9 protein-coding genes are annotated in these 16576 nt (G+C 71.0%); 4 read left to right on the top strand and 5 right to left on the bottom strand.

Annotation, left to right across the window (positions count from 1 at the left end):
• The first annotated feature begins 94 nt into the window (after positions 1–94).
• Positions 95–1075 carry an endonuclease/exonuclease/phosphatase family protein gene (locus HSO01S_RS14240; RefSeq protein ID WP_066042701.1) on the top strand — a complete coding sequence of 327 codons (981 nt, stop codon included), beginning with the start codon at positions 95–97 and terminating at the stop codon, positions 1073–1075.
• 79 nt (positions 1076–1154) lie between these two features.
• Here HSO01S_RS14240 and HSO01S_RS14235 read toward each other — a convergent pair whose 3' ends face one another.
• Positions 1155–2339, bottom strand: coding sequence for a cysteine desulfurase family protein (locus HSO01S_RS14235; protein WP_066042698.1), 1185 nt, complete (start codon positions 2337–2339; stop codon positions 1155–1157).
• A 21-nt stretch (positions 2340–2360) separates the two neighbouring features.
• Between HSO01S_RS14235 and glgX the strand changes: the two genes are divergently transcribed.
• Positions 2361–4421, top strand: a complete 2061-nt coding sequence (gene glgX / locus HSO01S_RS14230; protein ID WP_066042695.1) for a glycogen debranching protein GlgX — start codon at positions 2361–2363, stop codon at positions 4419–4421.
• A 208-nt stretch (positions 4422–4629) separates the two neighbouring features.
• On the opposite strand, the gene HSO01S_RS14225 is transcribed toward glgX, so the two are convergent.
• Positions 4630–6111, bottom strand: coding sequence for a DHA2 family efflux MFS transporter permease subunit (locus HSO01S_RS14225; RefSeq protein ID WP_084361694.1), 1482 nt, complete (start codon positions 6109–6111; stop codon positions 4630–4632).
• A 141-nt stretch (positions 6112–6252) separates the two neighbouring features.
• Entirely contained in the window at positions 6253–8847 is a 2595-nt protein-coding gene (gene glgP / locus HSO01S_RS14220; RefSeq protein WP_066042692.1) for an alpha-glucan family phosphorylase, read from the bottom strand.
• 270 nt (positions 8848–9117) lie between these two features.
• On the opposite strand from glgP, the gene HSO01S_RS14215 reads away from it, so the two are divergent.
• Both HSO01S_RS14215 and glgB read left to right on the top strand, forming a co-directional pair.
• Entirely contained in the window at positions 9118–11220 is a 2103-nt protein-coding gene (locus HSO01S_RS14215) for an alpha-1,4-glucan--maltose-1-phosphate maltosyltransferase (RefSeq protein WP_084361693.1), read from the top strand.
• Entirely contained in the window at positions 11217–13439 is a 2223-nt protein-coding gene (gene glgB, locus HSO01S_RS14210; RefSeq protein ID WP_066042975.1) for a 1,4-alpha-glucan branching protein GlgB, read from the top strand. The genes HSO01S_RS14215 and glgB overlap by 4 nt, the downstream gene beginning before the upstream one ends.
• A gap of 291 nt (positions 13440–13730) precedes the next feature.
• On the opposite strand, the gene HSO01S_RS14205 is transcribed toward glgB, so the two are convergent.
• Both HSO01S_RS14205 and HSO01S_RS14200 read right to left on the bottom strand, forming a co-directional pair.
• Entirely contained in the window at positions 13731–14744 is a 1014-nt protein-coding gene (locus HSO01S_RS14205; RefSeq protein WP_066042688.1) for a tetratricopeptide repeat protein, read from the bottom strand.
• Positions 14741–16567 (bottom strand): DUF8094 domain-containing protein, encoded by a 1827-nt coding sequence (locus HSO01S_RS14200; RefSeq protein ID WP_157079092.1) that lies wholly within the window; start codon positions 16565–16567, stop codon positions 14741–14743. Before HSO01S_RS14200 ends, HSO01S_RS14205 begins: the two co-directional genes overlap by 4 nt.
• Positions 16568–16576 lie beyond the last annotated feature (9 nt).

The following is a 16576-nucleotide window of genomic DNA, read 5'->3' as shown; positions in this document are numbered from 1 at the left end:
CGAGTGCGGGCAGCGCACAGGACACCGGAACGGGTAGCCGACTCACACGCGCGGCTGGGTCAATCTCCAGTCTCGCGGTGCAGAATTGGGATCGATGTCAGCACTGCTCGAGGCACCTCGCGACACCGCGCGGCCCACCCCGTCCCGACGCCGATCGCGAACCCGTCCGGGCCTCGGCGTCGTCGTCGTCGTGCTCTCGCTGCTGCTCGCCGCAGCACTCGCGCTGCACGCCTTCGTTCCCGAGGTGTTCGGGGTCGCCCTCCTGTTCGAGTCGGCGCTCCCCTGGTTCGGGCTCCTCGTCCCCGTCCTCCTGGTGATCGGTCTGTTCAGCCGCAGCAAGGGCGCGATCGGCGCGGCTCTCGTGCCCGCACTCGTCTGGGGCGTCATGTTCGTTCCCGGCATCGTGCCGCTCTCCTGGAGCGCCCCGGCCCCCAGCTCGAACACGCTGACCGTCGCGAGCCAGAACATCGAGGCCGACTCGGGCACGGCCGCCGCCTCCGCCACCGCCCTCGCGGCCACCGGCGCCCAGGTGATCGCGCTGCAGGAGATGGACTCGGATGCTCGAGACGAGGCTGCGGGCGTGCTCGACGCCGCCTACCCCTACAGCTACGGCATCGGCACGGTCGGCGTCTGGAGCAGCTACCCGATCGAGAACGCGCAGGCGCTCGACCTCGGCCTCGGCTGGCAGCGGGGCCTCGCCGCCGACCTCGCGACCCCGGCGGGACTGGTGAGCATCTACGTCGTGCACGCGGCATCCGCCCGGCCCGACGACCACGCGGCGCGCGACGAGATGCTCGCGAACCTCTCCGACTACGTGCCCCGCGACGAGAACGAGCGCCTGTTCATGGTCGGCGACTTCAACGCCGGCTCCGACGACCGCAACCTGGCGGGGCTCACGGATCAGCTGAGCGAGGCCAACCAGACCGACGGCGGGTTCGGCTTCACCTGGCCGGCCGCCTCCCCCGCGACCCGGCTCGACCACCTGCTGCAGCGCGGCATGGAGGTCACCTCGAACCGCACGATGACGGCCGGCGGCTCCGACCACCTCGCCATCATCACGACCCTCAACCTCTAGGCCGGCCGATCGAGCCGAGGCCGCACAGCCGAGGCGAGACAGCCCAGGCGGCGACCCGGGCCGGCCCGTCGACCGCCGCTCACACCAATCGCGACGCGAACCCGGCCTTCCGCGCCGCCGCGTACGCGGCCGGCAGCGCAGCGACGAGCGCGTCGACCTCGGCCTCCGTCGTCCCGTGCCCCAGCGTGAACCGCAGCGCCCCGCGCGCCTCGTCCTCCGGCAGCCCCATCGCCGTCAGCACGTGCGAGACCTCGGGCACCCCCGCCTGGCAGGCCGATCCGGTCGAGACCGAGAACCCCGCCATGTCGAGGAGGAACAGGAGCGAGTCGCCCTCCGCGCCCGGGAACGTGAAGTGCGCGTTGCCCGGCAGACGCCCCTCGGGCGTCGGGTCGCCGCGCAGCACGGCCTCGGGCACCGCGGCCCGCACGCCGTCGATCAGGCGGTCGCGCAGCATCCTGAGCCCGCCGACGAACTCGGCAGACTCGGCGGGGTCGAGCGACTCCCGGGCGGCCGCCGCGAAGGCCACAGCGCCGGCGACGTCCTGCGTGCCCGAGCGCACCCGCTGCTGGTTGCCGCCGTGGATCAGCGCCTCGACCTCCCAGGCGCGCGAGAGCACGAGCGCCCCGATCCCGACCGGGCCGCCGATCTTGTGGGCCGAGATACTGAGCGCGGCAGCTCCGAGGGCGTCGAACGCGATCGGCAGGTAGCCGTAGGCGGCCACCGCGTCCAGGTGCACAGGCACGCCGGCCGCGGTGGCGAGCGCCACGAGCTCCTCGACGGGCTGCACGGTGCCGACCTCGTTGCTGGCCCACAGCACCGAGACCAGGGCGACGGATGCGCCGTGCTCGGCGAGCGCCGCCTCCAGCACGGCGGGCTGCAGCCGCCCGACCCCGTCCACCGGCAGCCAGTGCACCTGGGCACCCTCGTGCGCGACGAGCCAGTCGACCGCGTCGACGGTGGCGTGGTGCTCGCCCGACGCGACCAGGAGGACCGGGCGCGGCGCATCCTGCTGCCGCTTCCAGTACAGGCCCTTGACGCCGAGGTTCACCGACTCGGTGCCGCCCGAGGTGAAGATGACCTCGATCGGCTCGGCGCCGACCGACGCGGCGACGACCTCGCGGGCCTCCTCGAGCAGCCGTTTCGCATCCTGCCCCTGGCTGTGGATGGACGACGGATTGCCCACCAGGCCCAGTGCGTCGACGTAGGCCGAGCGGGCCGCGGGGAGCATCGGCGTGGTCGCCGCGTGGTCGAGGTAGACGGGCATGGCACCACTACTCTAAGTCCCATGACTTCGGCCGACCCCCTTGCCCGAATGGGCGTCCGCCAGACCTCGCACGGCGGAGAGATCCGCGTCTGGTCCGAGAACGCGACCAGCATCGAGGTCTGCCTCTACGACCAGAAAGACCCGAACTGGGTGTTCAAGACGGTGCCGCTGACCCGGGATGCGGACGGCGTCTGGTCGGGCCGCTCGCGAAGCCTCGCCCCCGGACGCCGCTACAGCCTGCGCGTCGACGGGCCCGCGGCGCCGACGAACGCCTTCGACCCCTCGCTCGCGCTGCTCGACCCCTACGCGCGCGGACTGGTGCGCTCGGGACGTGAGCAGTTCCGGAGCGTCGTCGTCGACGAGGAGTTCAACTGGAACGGCGTCACGAAACCGGCCACCCCGCTCGACCGCACCGTGATCTACGAAGCGCACGTCAAGGGCATCTCCAAGCTCAATCCGCGCATCCCGGAGAACCTCCGCGGCACCTACGCGGGCCTCGCGCACGAGTCGAGCATCGGCTACCTCAAGAGCCTCGGCGTCACCGCTGTCGAGCTGCTGCCGGTGCACGCCTTCGTCTCCGAGCAGCGGCTGCAGAAGCAGGGGCTGTCGAACTACTGGGGCTACAACACCCTCGGCTTCTTCGCGCCGCACAGCCTCTACGCCTCGCGGGCCGCGCAGGGCGAGGGGCCGGGCGCCGTGCTCCGCGAGTTCAAGGGCATGGTCAAGCTGCTGCACGAGGCGGGGCTCGAGGTCATCCTCGACGTGGTCTACAACCACACGGCCGAGGAGGGCCGGCTCGGGCCGACCACGAGCTTCCGCGGCATCGACAACGCGGGGTACTACCGCCAGACCTCGCGCGGCGACTACGTCGACGTGACGGGATGCGGCAACTCGATAAACACCAGCACCCCGGCCGCGGCGCGGATGATCCTCGACTCGGTCAAGTACTGGGCGAACGAGGTGCAGATCGACGGGTTCCGGTTCGACCTGGCGGCCACCCTGGGCCGGAACGCCGACCACTACTACGACCCCCAGCATCCGCTGCTCACCGCGCTCGTCGACGACCCCGAGCTCGCCGGCGTCAAGATGATCGCCGAGCCGTGGGACGTGGGGATGGGCGGCTGGCAGACCGGCAACTTCCCGGCACCCTGGTCGGAGTGGAACGACCGCTTCCGCGACCGGATGCGCAAGTTCTGGCTGCGCGACATCAAGTCGATCCGCGAGAACGGCAACCCGGGCGACGGCGTCGGGATGCTCGCCACGCGCATCGCGGGATCCTCCAACACCTTCTCCCAGGCCCGCGGCCCGCTCGCCTCGGTCAACTTCGTCACCGCGCACGACGGGTTCACGCTCGCCGACCTCACCGCCTACAACGTGAAGCACAACGTGGGCAACGGCGAGTCGAACCGCGACGGGACCGACAACAACATGTCGTACAACCACGGCATCGAGGGGCCCACCTCGAGCCGGGCGATCGAGCAGTCGCGGCGCCGGGCGATGCGCAACCTGATGGGCACGCTGCTGCTCTCGGCCGGCGTGCCGATGATCACGGCGGGCGACGAGTTCGGGCGCAGCCAGAAGGGCAACAACAACGCCTACTGCCACGACAGCGAGCTGACCTGGATCAGCTGGGACCGGCGCACCTGGCAGAAGGACCTCTGGCGCACGACCCAGCACCTGCTGCGAGTGCGGCGCGAGAATCCGGCGCTCCGGCCGCAGCACTTCGGCGTCTTCGGCGAGCGCACACCGGGCGCCAGCCAGCTCGACTGGTACGACATCCGCGGCGGGTCGATGTCGGTCGCCGACTGGAACTCGCCCGAGTACCGCACGCTCGTCTACGTGGCCGCGTCCACGCCCGAGCAGGAGCCGTTCAACCGCATCCTCACCGTCATCCACGGCGTCGAGGCCCCCGAGACGGTGACCCTGCCCGAGCACGACGGCGTCGAGGCCTACGAGCTCCTCTGGGACTCGGCGGAGGACGCCCCAGCCCCCCACCACCACGACGCCCCGCTCCCCCGCTTCGCGCCGGGGGACACGATCGAGGTCGCGGCGGCATCTTTACAGCTCTATCGGGCTGTCTAGCTGCGCTGTTTGGCTGCGCGCGGGCACCTCTCGCCTGCGGCGAGGGGCGCTCGCGCGGTCGCGCCGGTCCCTGCCCGGCGCGACGCGACATGTTCGGGTGCGGTCGCTTCGCGGCCGCGCCCTCACCTTGGGTTGAGTGGGCGCGGCCTGCGGCTTTCGATCGCCGCGAGCGCTTGCTGCCTCGCCTACGGCGTCGGCGCCGGATCGCCTACGGGGTGGGAGTTCGGGGGCGGCGGAGGGCGTGGGTTACTGCGGTGCTGAGGCCGGCGGCGGCTCCGGCTCGGTCGTGGGTGGGGACGGCGGGTGCGGCGGCGGCGCCGTGGCCCTTGCCGGACGGGAGGGCGAGGGCGGCGATCGCCGCCAGGAGGAGGACGAGCGCGCCGATGCCGACGGCGGGGACCGCGGCCTCGATGTAGCCCGTCGGGGTGAAGCGGCCGCCGAGACCGACGAAGACCGTGGTCACGACCGCGATGCCGAGGGCCACACCGATCTCGCGGATGGTCGAGTTCGCACCCGAGGCCTTCGCGTTGTCCTCCGGCGCCATGTTCGCGAGCACCGCGGTCGAGATCGGCGCGAAGACCAGTCCCATGCCGATCCCTCCGGCGATGAACCCGGGCAGCATCAGGGCGTAGTGCAGCTCCTGGGTCATCGTGAGTGCCAGCCAGCCCACCGCGGCCGCCTGCAGCAGGCAGCCGACGACGATCAGCACCCGGGTCCCGACGCGGGGCGACAGGATGCCCGTGAGCGGCGCGATGAACAGCGGCGAGAGGGTCCACGGCATCGTCATGAGGCCCGCCCCGAGGGCATCGACCCCGGCCACGATCTGGAGGTACTGGATCAGGATGAACACGGCCCCGAACATCCCGAAGCTGAAGGTCAGGCCCACGATGTTGGCGACGCTGAAGCTGCGGTCGCGGAACAGCCGGAGCGGCAGCAGCGGATCCCGCACCCGCGATTCGCAGAACACGAACGCCACCAGCAGCGCGGCCCCCGCCACGAGCGGCACGAGCACGCCCGGGCTCGTCCAGCCCGCGCTGTTGCCGTTCACGATGCCGTAGACGACTCCGAGGATGCCGAGCCCGGCGAGCACGACGCCCAGCACGTCGGCGCGGAGCCGTACGCCCACCGAGTCGGGCAGCGCGTACAGCGCGAGCGGCACGGCGACGATGCCGACGGGCACGTTGATCCAGAAGATCGCATCCCAGTCCCAGCCGACCAGCACGGCGCCGCCGATCAACGGACCGAGCGCGACGCCGAGCCCTGAGACGCCACCCCAGATGCCGATCGCCAGGTTGCGGGCCGTCGCCGGAACCGAGCCGACGAGCAGGGTCAACGACAGCGGCATGATCGCCGCCGCCCCCGCCCCCTCGATCGCGCGCGAGACGATCAGCATCTCGGGCGACGTGCTGAGCGCGCAGGCGGCGGAGGACAGGGTGAAGACCACGATGCCGATGAGGAACACGCGGCGGCGGCCGTAACGGTCGCCGAGCGAGACCGCCAGCAGCATGAACGTCGCGAAGCTGAGCGTGAACGCGTTGACGAACCACTGCAGCTGCTCGATCGAGGCGTGCAGGTCGCGGCCGATCACCGGGAGCGCGCTGGTCACGACGAGGTTGTCGAGCGTGCCCATGAACACCGGCAGCGAGGCCGCGACGATGGCCAGGGCCGTGGGTACCCGTCGTGCGCTCATCCGTGGCCCCTTCGCGAGCGTGATCCCCCCGACCACGGGATCAGGCTACAGGCCCGCGGCGGCCGATCGCGCCGCTGGTGCGGCGCCGTTGCACCGCGGGTACTCCGTCGCCGCGTCCACGGGCGCGCCGCCGCTGCCCCGCTAGTGCGCCGAGGCGATCAGCCCGAGCTCGGCCGGCGACGCGAAGTTCGCGTGCTTCGGCACGATCCGCACGGTGTACCCGAACGACCCCGCCCGCGAGAGCGACAGCGTGCCCGAGTACACGAGCTCGCCGCCGGAAGCCTCCGCCTCACCGACCGCCTCGCCGTTCGAGCCCGACCGGTGCGGCCGCTCGAGCTCCGCGACGGCCACGTCGGTGAGCTCGTCGCCGTGCGCCGCGTGCCCGTAGACGACCTCCACGGCGACGTCCTCCGGTGTCAGGCCGCCCAGCTGCACGTGCGCCCGCACATGCAGTTCGTCGCCCACCTGCGGGGTGTCGTCCAGCCCGCCGGACTCGACGTGCACGACGGCGACACCCGGCCAGGCCGCGCGTACCCGCTCCTTCCACTCGGCCAGCTCACGGGCGGCCTCGTGGTCGTCGACGGTCATCGCGCGCTCCGCCTCGGCGGCCGGCACGTACAGGCGCTGCACGTACTCGCGCACCATCCGCTCGGCGCTCAGCTCGGGCGACAGGGTGGCGAGCGTGTGGCGGATGGACTGCATCCAGTGCTCGGGGATGCCGTCGGCGTCGCGATCGTAGAACCGCGGCGCCACCTGGTTCTCGAGCAGGTCGTAGAGGGCCTCCGCCTCGAGCGTGTCCCGCTCCTCGGCGTCGCCCGCGGAGTCGGCCGTGGGAATGGCCCAGCCGTTCTCGCCGTCGAAGTACTCGTTCCACCAGCCGTCGAGGATCGAGAGGTTGAGCCCGCCGTTCAGCGCCGCCTTCATGCCCGACGTGCCGCAGGCCTCGAGCGGGCGGAGCGGGTTGTTGAGCCACACGTCCGTGCCCGGGTAGAGCAGCTGCGCCATGCCGATGTCGTAGTTCGGCAGGAACACGATGCGCTGGCGCACCTCCGGGTCCGAGGCGAACTGCACGAGCTTCTGGATGAGCCGCTTGCCTTCCTCGTCGGCCGGATGCGACTTGCCCGCGATCACGAACTGCACGGGCCGCTCGGGGTTCAGCAGGATCGACTTCAGCCGGGCGGGGTCGTGCAGCATCAGCGTGAGCCGCTTGTAGGTCGGCACGCGCCGGGCGAAGCCGATCGTCAGCACCTCGGGGTCGAGCAGCTTCTGGAACCAGCTCGGTGCGATGGAATCGGGGTTCTGCTCGCGCCAGGCCTCGGTCACACGGCGCCGGGCGTCGTGCACCAGCTGCCGCCGCATGTCGCCACGGACCGCCCAGATCTCGGCATCCGTCACCGCTTCCGACGCCCAGTCGGCCGTGGTCGTGTCACCGGTGCCGAGCTTCGAGCGGGAGAGCTCCTGCAGCAGCGGATCGGTCCAGGTGGGGGCGTGCACCCCGTTCGTCACCGAGGTGATCGGCACGTCGTCGCGGTCGAACCCCGGCCAGAGGCCCGCGAACATGCCCCGGCTGACCGCGCCGTGCAGCACCGAGACGCCGTTGGCGCGCTGGGCGAGCCGCATCCCCATCACGGCCATGTTGAACACGTCCGGCGAACCGCCCTCGTAGTCCTCGGCGCCGAGTGCGAGCACTTCCGAGGCGTCCAGGCCCGGCAGCATGTCGGTCGAGAAGTACCGCTCCATGAGGGTGCGCTCGAACCGGTCGATGCCCGCGGGCACCGGGGTGTGGGTCGTGAAGACGGTGCCGGCGCGCACGACCTGCAGTGCCTGGTCGAAGCTCAGCCCGCCGCCGATCAGGTTCGAGATGCGCTCGAGCCCGAGGAAGCCGGCGTGCCCCTCGTTGGTGTGATAGACCTCCGGCATCGCCTGGTCGGTCAGCTCGGCCAGCACCTCGAGGGCGCGCACGCCGCCGATGCCGAGCAGCAGCTCCTGCAGCAGGCGGTGCTCGCTGCCGCCGCCGTAGAGGCGGTCGGTCACGCTGCGCAGGTCGTCGTCGTTGTCCGGGATGTCGGTGTCGAGCATCAACAGCCGCACCCGGCCGACCTGCGCCTGCCAGATGCGGGCGTGCAGCGCCCGATCGGCCGGCAGCGCCAGCACGATCTGCGCCGGGGTGCCGTCGGCCTGGCGCAGCACCGACAGCGGGAGGCCGTCGGGGTCGAGCACCGGGTAGCTCTCCTCCTGCCAGCCGTCACGCGAGATGGCCTGCGAGAAGTAGCCCGCCCGGTAGAACAGGCCCACGCCGATGATGGGCACACCGAGGTCCGAGGCGGCCTTCAGGTGGTCGCCGGCCAGGATGCCGAGACCTCCCGAATACTGCGGCAAGGCGGCGGCGATGCCGAACTCGGGTGAGAAGTACCCGATCGAGCGGGGCCGGGGGCCCTCGAGGTGCTGGTACCAGCGCGGTTCCTCGAGGTAGGCGTGCAGCTGGTCGCGAAGGCTGTTCGCCCACGCCACGAACCCGGCGTCGCCGGCGAGCTGCTCCAGACGCTCGGGGCTCACAGCGCCCAGCAGGGCGACCGGATCGCCGAGCGTCGCGCGCCACTCGTCGGGCGAGATGTGGGAGAAGATCTGCTGCGTCGGCTGGTCCCAGGCCCAGCGGAGGTTCGCTGCGAGCTCGCCGAGCGCACTCAGCGACTCGGGCAGCACGGAACGGACGGTGAACTTGCGAATCGCCTTCACGCGATGAGCCCTTCTGCGACGGTGGTCCGGCCAACTCGGCCAGCCTAGGCCAGCGGGTTTCCCCGCGGGGAACGCGGGGGCGAACTCCGCGGTGCGTGCCGCGCCGGCCGCCGCGGCGACCGCCCTTGTGCACGAACCCTTTCTCGGTAGGGTCTGAGTGTGGCTGCTACACGTAAACGACCCGCATCGCCGAAGGCTTCCGCTGCACGGAAAGCCGCCCCTCCCGCGAGCGAGGAGGCGCCACCGGCGGCGGTCGAACCGACCGCCGCGGTGCCTGCCGAGTCTGCTGCGGCGACGACCCCGGGGGCACCTGCGCCGACCGACGCCGCCGCGACGCCGACCGCGACCCCCTTCACCCCCTCGGCCGGCCGCATCCCGATCCTCGGGATCTTCCCGCAGGTCGACGGCGGCCGCTGGCCCGCCAAGGGCTACGCCGGCGAGGTCATCCCGTTCGGCGCGACCGTCTTCCGCGAGGGCCACGACGCGGTCGGCGCGCACGTCGAGCTCGAGCGACCCGACGGCACCATGATCGACCGCCCGCTCCACCGCACCCACAGCTGGGACGACGAGTGGCGGGGTCTCGCGCAGGTCGACGTCCAGGGCGACTGGCGGTTCCGCATCCGCGCCTACTCCGACGACTACGCCACTTGGGAGCACAACGCGAGCGTCAAGATCGCCGCCGGCATCGACGTCGAGCTGATGTTCGCGATCGGCGCCCAGCTGTTCGGCCGCCTCGCCTCAGAGGCCGACCGGCCCGAGGCCGAGCGCACGCTCTTCTCGGAGGTCGCCGCCTCGCTCGGCGAGACCGCCGGGCCCATCCCCGACCGCCTGGCCGGCGCTTATTCGCGCGCCGTGCACGACGCCCTCGAGGTGCGTCCCGCCCAGAGCCTCGTCACCCACTCCGAGTGGCAGCCTCTCCGGGTCGAGCGCACCCGGGCCGGTTCCGGCGCCTGGTACGAGTTCTTCCCGCGCTCGATCGGCGCGGTGCGGGATGCCGAGGGCGAGTGGACGAGCGGAACCTTCCAGTCCGCGACCGCGCGGCTCCCCGAGGTCGCGGCCATGGGCTTCGACGTGCTCTACCTGCCGCCCATCCACCCGATCGGCGAGGCCTACCGCAAGGGCCGCAACAACACCCTCGACCCCAAGCCGGGCGACCCGGGCTCGCCGTGGGCCATCGGCGGTGCGGCCGGCGGACACGACGCCGTGCATCCTGATCTCGGAACCGTGGACGACTTCACGGCCTTCGTGGCCGCGGCCACCGAGTCGGGCCTCGAGATCGCGCTCGACTTCGCCCTCCAGGCGTCGCCGGACCACCCGTGGGTCACCAAGCATCCGGAGTGGTTCACGACCCTGCCCGACGGCTCGATCGCCTACGCCGAGAACCCGCCGAAGAAGTATCAGGACATCTACCCGATCAACTTCGACAACGATCCCGAGGGCATCCGGGCCGAGGCGCTGCGGGTGCTGGAGTACTGGATCGGGCTCGGCGTCCACATCTTCCGCGTCGACAACCCGCACACCAAGCCGCTGAACTTCTGGGAGTGGGTCATCCACGAGGTGAACACCGCGCACCCCGAGGTGATCTTCCTGGCCGAGGCGTTCACGCGCCCGGCGCCGATGCAGGCACTCGCCAAGGTGGGCTTCCAGCAGTCGTACACGTACTTCACCTGGCGCAACACCAAGACCGAGATCGAGGAGTTCTTCACCTCGCTCGCCCAGGAGACGGATGCCTTCTTCCGCCCCAACCTGTTCGTCAACACCCCGGACATCCTCACCGAGTACCTGCAGTTCGGCGGCATGCCGGCCTACAAGATCCGCGCCGTGCTCGCTGCGACGGGGGCTCCGACCTGGGGCGTGTACTCCGGCTACGAGCTGATCGAGAACGTCGCGCGCCCGGGCTCCGAGGAGAACATCGACAACGAGAAGTACGAGTACAAGCCGCGCGACTTCACGGCCGCCGAGGCCGAGGGCCACTCGATCGCCGAGGACATCACGCGGCTGAACGCCATCCGCCGCACCCACCCGGCGCTCGGCCAGCTGCGGAACCTCAGGGTGCACGGCAGCGACGACGACGCGATCGTCGTCTACTCCAAGCACCTCGCCGCCGAGTTCACGCCCGACGGTGTCTCGGACACCGTGATCGTGGTCGTGAACACCGACCCGCACTCGGTGCGCGAGACGACCGTGCACCTCGACCTCACCGAGTTCGGCCTCCCCGCCGACGCCACCTTCCCCGTGGTCGACCTGCTGACCGGCAACGCCTGGCAGTGGTCGGCCCACAACTACGTGCGGCTGGATGCGTTCTCCGCACCCGCGCACATCCTGCACCTGATCCACGAGACCGATCCCGACAGCGAAGGCGGCACCCCCTGATGCCCTCCCCCGACGGCGCAACCGCCCTCACCCTCCCCGACTTCCCGCTGGAGGTGCTCCAGCAGGTCGCGGCCGGGTCGTACTACAACCCGCACGCGGTGCTCGGCCAGCACCTGGTCGAGGCCGACGGGGTCTCCGATCCCGTGACGGTCATCCGCACCCTTCGCCCGCTGGCGACCGAGGTCAGCGCGGTGCTGTCCAACGGCGCCCGCGTCGAGCTGACCCACCTGTACGGCGGCATCTGGCAGGGCTTCACGCTCACCGGACTCAACGACTACCTGGTCGAGGCGCGCTACGACGACGGCAGCGTCTGGACCGCCGACGACCCGTACCGCTTCGCGCCCACGCTCGGCGAGCTCGACCTGCACCTGATCGGCGAGGGCCGGCACGAGAAGCTCTGGGAGGTCCTCGGCTCCCGCGTCGAAGAGGCGTGGGGTGTGGATGCCGCGACCGCGGGAACCGCGTTCGCGGTCTGGGCGCCGCACGCCAAGGCCGTCCGGGTGATCGGCGACTTCAACGGCTGGGACGGCGTGCGCCACTCGATGCGGAGCCTCGGCGGCACCGGCGTGTGGGAGCTGTTCATCCCGGGGCTGACCGACGGCGGCAACTACAAGTACGAGATCCTCACTCAGTACGGGCAGTGGGTCAGCCGCGCCGACCCGATGGCCCGGTACACCGAGGTCCCGCCGCTCACCGCCTCCGTCATCGGCACCAGCCGCTACGAGTGGCAGGACGACGCCTGGATGACCAAGCGTGCCGCCGTCAACCCACACACCCAGCCGATGAGCGTCTACGAGATGCACCTCGGGTCGTGGAAGCCGGGGCTCGACTACCGGTCGCTGGCCGACGAGCTGATCCCCTACCTCGAGAACCTCGGGTTCACGCACGTGGAGTTCATGCCGCTCGCCGAGCATCCGTTCGGCGGGTCATGGGGCTACCAGGTCACCAGCTACTACGCCCCGACCTCCCGCTTCGGCCACCCCGACGACCTGCGCTACCTGATCGACCGGCTGCACCAGGCCGGGTTCGGCGTGCTGATGGACTGGGTGCCCGGCCACTTCCCCAAGGACGAATGGGCGCTCGCGCGGTTCGACGGCGAGGCGCTGTACGAGCATCCCGACCCCCGCCGCGGCGAGCAGCCCGACTGGGGAACCCTGGTCTTCGACTTCGGCAACCGGATGGTGCGCAACTTCCTGGTCGCGAACGCGCTGTACTGGCTGCAGGAGTTCCACATCGACGGCCTGCGGGTCGATGCGGTGGCGAGCATGCTCTACCTCGACTACTCCCGCAAGGAGGGCGAGTGGATCCCGAACCAGTACGGGGGCCGCGAGAACCTCGAGGCGATCAGCCTGCTGCAGGAGGTCACGGCGACCGCCTACAAGACCAGCCCCGGGATCGTCATGATCGCCGAGGAGTCCACCTCGTGGCCCGGCGTCACGCACGCGACCGATCGCGGCGGCCTCGGCTTCGGCATGAAATGGAACATGGGGTGGATGCACGACTCGCTCAACTACATCGAGCAGGACCCGATGTACCGGTCGTACCACCACGGCGAGATCACCTTCTCGTTCCTCTACGCCTTCAGTGAGAACTTCATGCTGCCGATCTCGCACGACGAGGTCGTGCACGGCAAGGGGTCGCTGCTCAGCAAGATGCCGGGTGACCACTGGCAGAAGCTCGCGAACCTGCGGTCGTACCTCGGATTCATGTGGGCGCATCCGGGCAAGCAGCTGCTGTTCATGGGCCAGGAGTTCGGGCAGCCGTCCGAGTGGAGCGAGGAGCGCGGGCTCGACTGGTGGATCCTCGACCAGCCCGTGCACCAGCAGCTCCTCGGCCTCGTGGCGCGGCTGAACACGGTCTACAAGGAGAACCCGGCGCTGTGGGCGCTCGACAACGAGCCCGCGGGCTTCGAGTGGATCGACGGCGGCTCGTCGTCGCAGAACCTCGTGTCGTTCCTCCGCTGGGACTCCGAGGGCAACCCGATCGCGGTGCTGATGAACTTCTCGGGCGCTCCCGTGGGGCCCTACCGGGTCGGCCTACCCTTCGGCGGCCGCTGGGACGAGCTCGTCAACACGGATGCGGTCGAGTACGGCGGCTCGGGCGTCGGCAACTACGGCTCGGTCGAGGCCGAGTACGTCCCCTGGTCCGGTCGTCCCGCCTCGGTCGAGCTCACCCTCCCCCCGCTGGCGGCCCTGTACCTCAAGCCCCATAGGGCTTGATTGCCGCGCCGCCGCCTCTGCGGCGCGGGCGACATGTTCGCGTGCCGTCGGGAGGCGCGGCCTTCGGTCGCACCTCCCGGCGCCGCGCTCACCCTGGGTCGTCGAAAAAAGGCCCGCAGCTCCCTATCCCACCCAGAACTATCGGGACGGAAACGTAAGCTGCGGGCCTTTCTCGATGACCCAGGGTGAGGCCTCGGCCGCGCTAGCGACCGAAGCCGAACATGTCGCGCTGCGCCGGGCAGGGACCGGCGCAGCCCGGGATACGCGCGCGAAGCACGCGCATCCCGGCAGCTAATACAGCAAACCAGTGAGGCGCCGGCGCGCCGCCACCACCCTCGGGTCCTCGGCCCCCGCGACCTCGAAGTACTCGAGGAGGCGGGTGCGGATGGCGGTCTTGCCGTCGGGGTCCTGCTTCGGGAAGAGGGTGAGCAGGCGGTCGAAGGCGTCCTCGAGGTGACCGCCGGAGACGTCGAGGTCGGCGACGGCGAGCTGGGCGTCCAGGTCGTCGGGGCCGGCCGCGGCGGCCGAGCGGATCTCGTCGAGCGACTTGTCCTGCAGGCGCGCCAGCAGGCTCACCTGCGCGAGCCCGGCCACGGCGAGGGCGTCGCGCGGGTTCTGGGCGATCGCCGTCTGGTACTCCTGGATGGCGGTGGCGTAGTCGCCGTTCGCGATCGCGTCGTAGGCCTCGGCGTGGTGCGGGGGCAGCGGCTCCTCGACGGGCTCGGCGGGCGCGGCGTCGGGGTCGGCGCCCTCGGCCACGACCGTGCCGGTCACGCCGTTCTGCGCGGCGAGCTGGAGCACCTGCTCGAGCACGGCCCGCACCTCGGACTCGGGGTACGCGCCCTGGAACAGCGACACCGGCCGTCCGCCGACGATCGCGGCGACCGTGGGCACGGACTGCGCCTGGAACGCCTGCGCCAGCTGCGGGCTCGACTCGGCGTCGACCCCGACCAGCACGAAGCGGCCGGCGTACTCGCGCACCACCTTCGTCAGCACCGCGGTGAGCTCCTTGCTCGCCTCGGCCCAGTCGGCCTTGAGGTCGACGATCACCGGGACGGTGTTCGAGAGCTCGATGATCTCCGTGAAGTTCGCGTCGTTGCCCTCGAGCACGAGCGAGGGAACCACGCCCGCGACGCTGCCGCCGGTGGCCGAGGGCTGGCCGGCGGCGGAACCCGCGATGGTCGGAGCACCCGGCGCCGAAGGCGCACCGGGACCCCCGGCCGAACCCGAGCGGGCCCGGTTCACGAGCGAGGACAGGTCGACGGCTCCGCGCAGGTTGCCGGCGGAGGGCGGGGGGATGCTCACGGCAACTCCTTCGCTTGGACGAGCCCCTGCGTGAATCCGAGGAGCTCGGCTTTGGTGGTGTCTCCCGACGGCGGGATGTAGAACAGCAGCTGGTAGTCGAAGATCGCCTCGGTGCCCTTCGAGCTCTCATTGACTCCCGAGAGGGCCTTCACCGCTCCCGTGGGGCTCACGGTGGCGCCGGACTCGGCCGGCTTCACCGTCTGCGACTCACGCAGGTTGACGGCGACCAGCGCGCCGGACTCGGTCGTCGCCAGGGCGATGTTCTGACCCGGGGCCGGAACCGTCGCGAACTCCATGCTGGCGGTCGAGGCGAGCGCAGCCTTCGCCGAGTTCTTGTAGTCGACGCCGACCTGGGTGCGGAGCGTGTCGCCCGTCGGATCGACATCGCCGATGTAGCCGCTGGCATCGCCGAACTGCAGGATGTCGGCGTACGCCGTCTTCAGCTGCTCCGGGGTCATCGTCAGCAGCTTCGTCTCGGGCGCGAGGCGCGTCGTGCCGACGCTCGCCGCGGCCACGGAGGGCAGGCTGGTGTCGGGCTCGAGCGTGATCGCGTAGTAGACCTTGTAGTTCGACCGCGCGGTCTCCTGCTCGAGCATGAGCGCGACCGGCGGCACCGTGGTGTCAGCGCCCTGCACGACCGTGAAGACCGTCTTCGGCCAGCTGTTGCTCGCCTGCGGCAGCACGACCTCGAGCGGGCCGGCCGGGATGGGCTGCGGGGCCGCGTACTCCGGGAAGCCGCCGCGGATCGCGTAGGTCGTCTTCCGCAGGTCGAGCGCCGGGCCGGTGAAGCGGGGGCTCAGGGCGTCGGCGCTGGAGGCGGCGTCGCCCTCGGCGGCGACAGTGGAGATCGAGGAGACGATGCCCTCGAGCTGCGCCTGGGTGACCGCGGGCATCGGGGTGCCGTCGTCGACGGTCTCCACGGGCTCGCCCGGAGTCGGTGTCGGGTCGGGGGTCGCCGCGGTCGTCGCCGCATCCGAGGCCACCGGGGTGGGCGCCGCCGCCTGGGGCCAGTAGTCGGAGGAGCAGCCGCTGAACGCGAGCACGGAGACGAGGGCCACGGGAGCCGCGACGAAGGATGCGATCGAACGCCGGCCCCGCTTCATCCCGGACTCGATGGCGTTCGTGCGCGAGGGTGAGAACCGCTTGCCCTTGGGCAGTGCGGGCGGCTTCCGCCGCGGACGCTGGGAGCGGCGCATGTGCAGGAGGCCGAGGACGAGGAGGACCAGCCCGGCGAACAGGAACACCACACCGGCGACGAGCAACGGCCCGACCCACGGCGTCGCGTTCGGGATCGGCCAGGAGATCGAGATCGAGGTGGGGGCGGGCGACGTGCCGTCGGCCGCGACGATCACCGAGTACCCGGCGGGGAGGTTGACCGTGCGGTACATCGCGTCTTCGGCCGTGTACTGCTCGAGCCAGAGGTCGCTGCCGGCGGGGTTCGCCGACCCGCTCGCCACGTTCTCGGCGGCGTCGGGGTTGGCCGAGACGTTCTCCGCGGTCAGTTCGCGGCTGCTGTCGTCGTACCCGATGCGCTCGTAGTCGGAGCCGTCCAGCCACGCCTCGACGTCCGACGTGCGGCCGTAGGCGGCGAAGACCGTCGAGCTGCCGGAGATGACGAGCGACTGCTTCCCGTCATGCGTGAGCAGCGTGTCGGAGTCGATCATCACGTACGGCGCGGTGCCGTCGGTGATGACCGAGGCGGACACCGTGTCCGGCGGAAGGAAGACGGTTCGCTGCGCGACACCGGCGCCGATCAGCGCGGTCGCGATGATGAAGGCGAAGATGGCGAAGATAAAGCGCACGAAGACTCCTGACAAAGACATTAAAAGATA

It is taken from the genome of Herbiconiux solani NBRC 106740 (assembly GCF_001571005.1).
GTDB classification, from domain to species: Bacteria; Actinomycetota; Actinomycetes; order Actinomycetales; family Microbacteriaceae; genus Herbiconiux; species Herbiconiux solani.
The sequence above is the reverse complement of the archived record's forward strand: the minus strand, read 5'-3'. Positions and strand labels throughout refer to the sequence as shown.

What these genes read in the sequence shown, in the direction of transcription:
- HSO01S_RS14240 (WP_066042701.1), top strand. Translation starts at nt 95, where the DNA reads ATGTCAGCACTGCTCGAGGCACCTCGCGACACCGCGCGGCCCACCCCG.
- HSO01S_RS14225 (WP_084361694.1), bottom strand. Translation starts at nt 6,111, where the DNA reads ATGAGCGCACGACGGGTACCCACGGCCCTGGCCATCGTCGCGGCCTCG.
- glgX (WP_066042695.1), top strand. Translation starts at nt 2,361, where the DNA reads ATGACTTCGGCCGACCCCCTTGCCCGAATGGGCGTCCGCCAGACCTCG.
- HSO01S_RS14200 (WP_157079092.1), bottom strand. Translation starts at nt 16,567, where the DNA reads ATGTCTTTGTCAGGAGTCTTCGTGCGCTTTATCTTCGCCATCTTCGCC.
- HSO01S_RS14235 (WP_066042698.1), bottom strand. Translation starts at nt 2,339, where the DNA reads ATGCCCGTCTACCTCGACCACGCGGCGACCACGCCGATGCTCCCCGCG.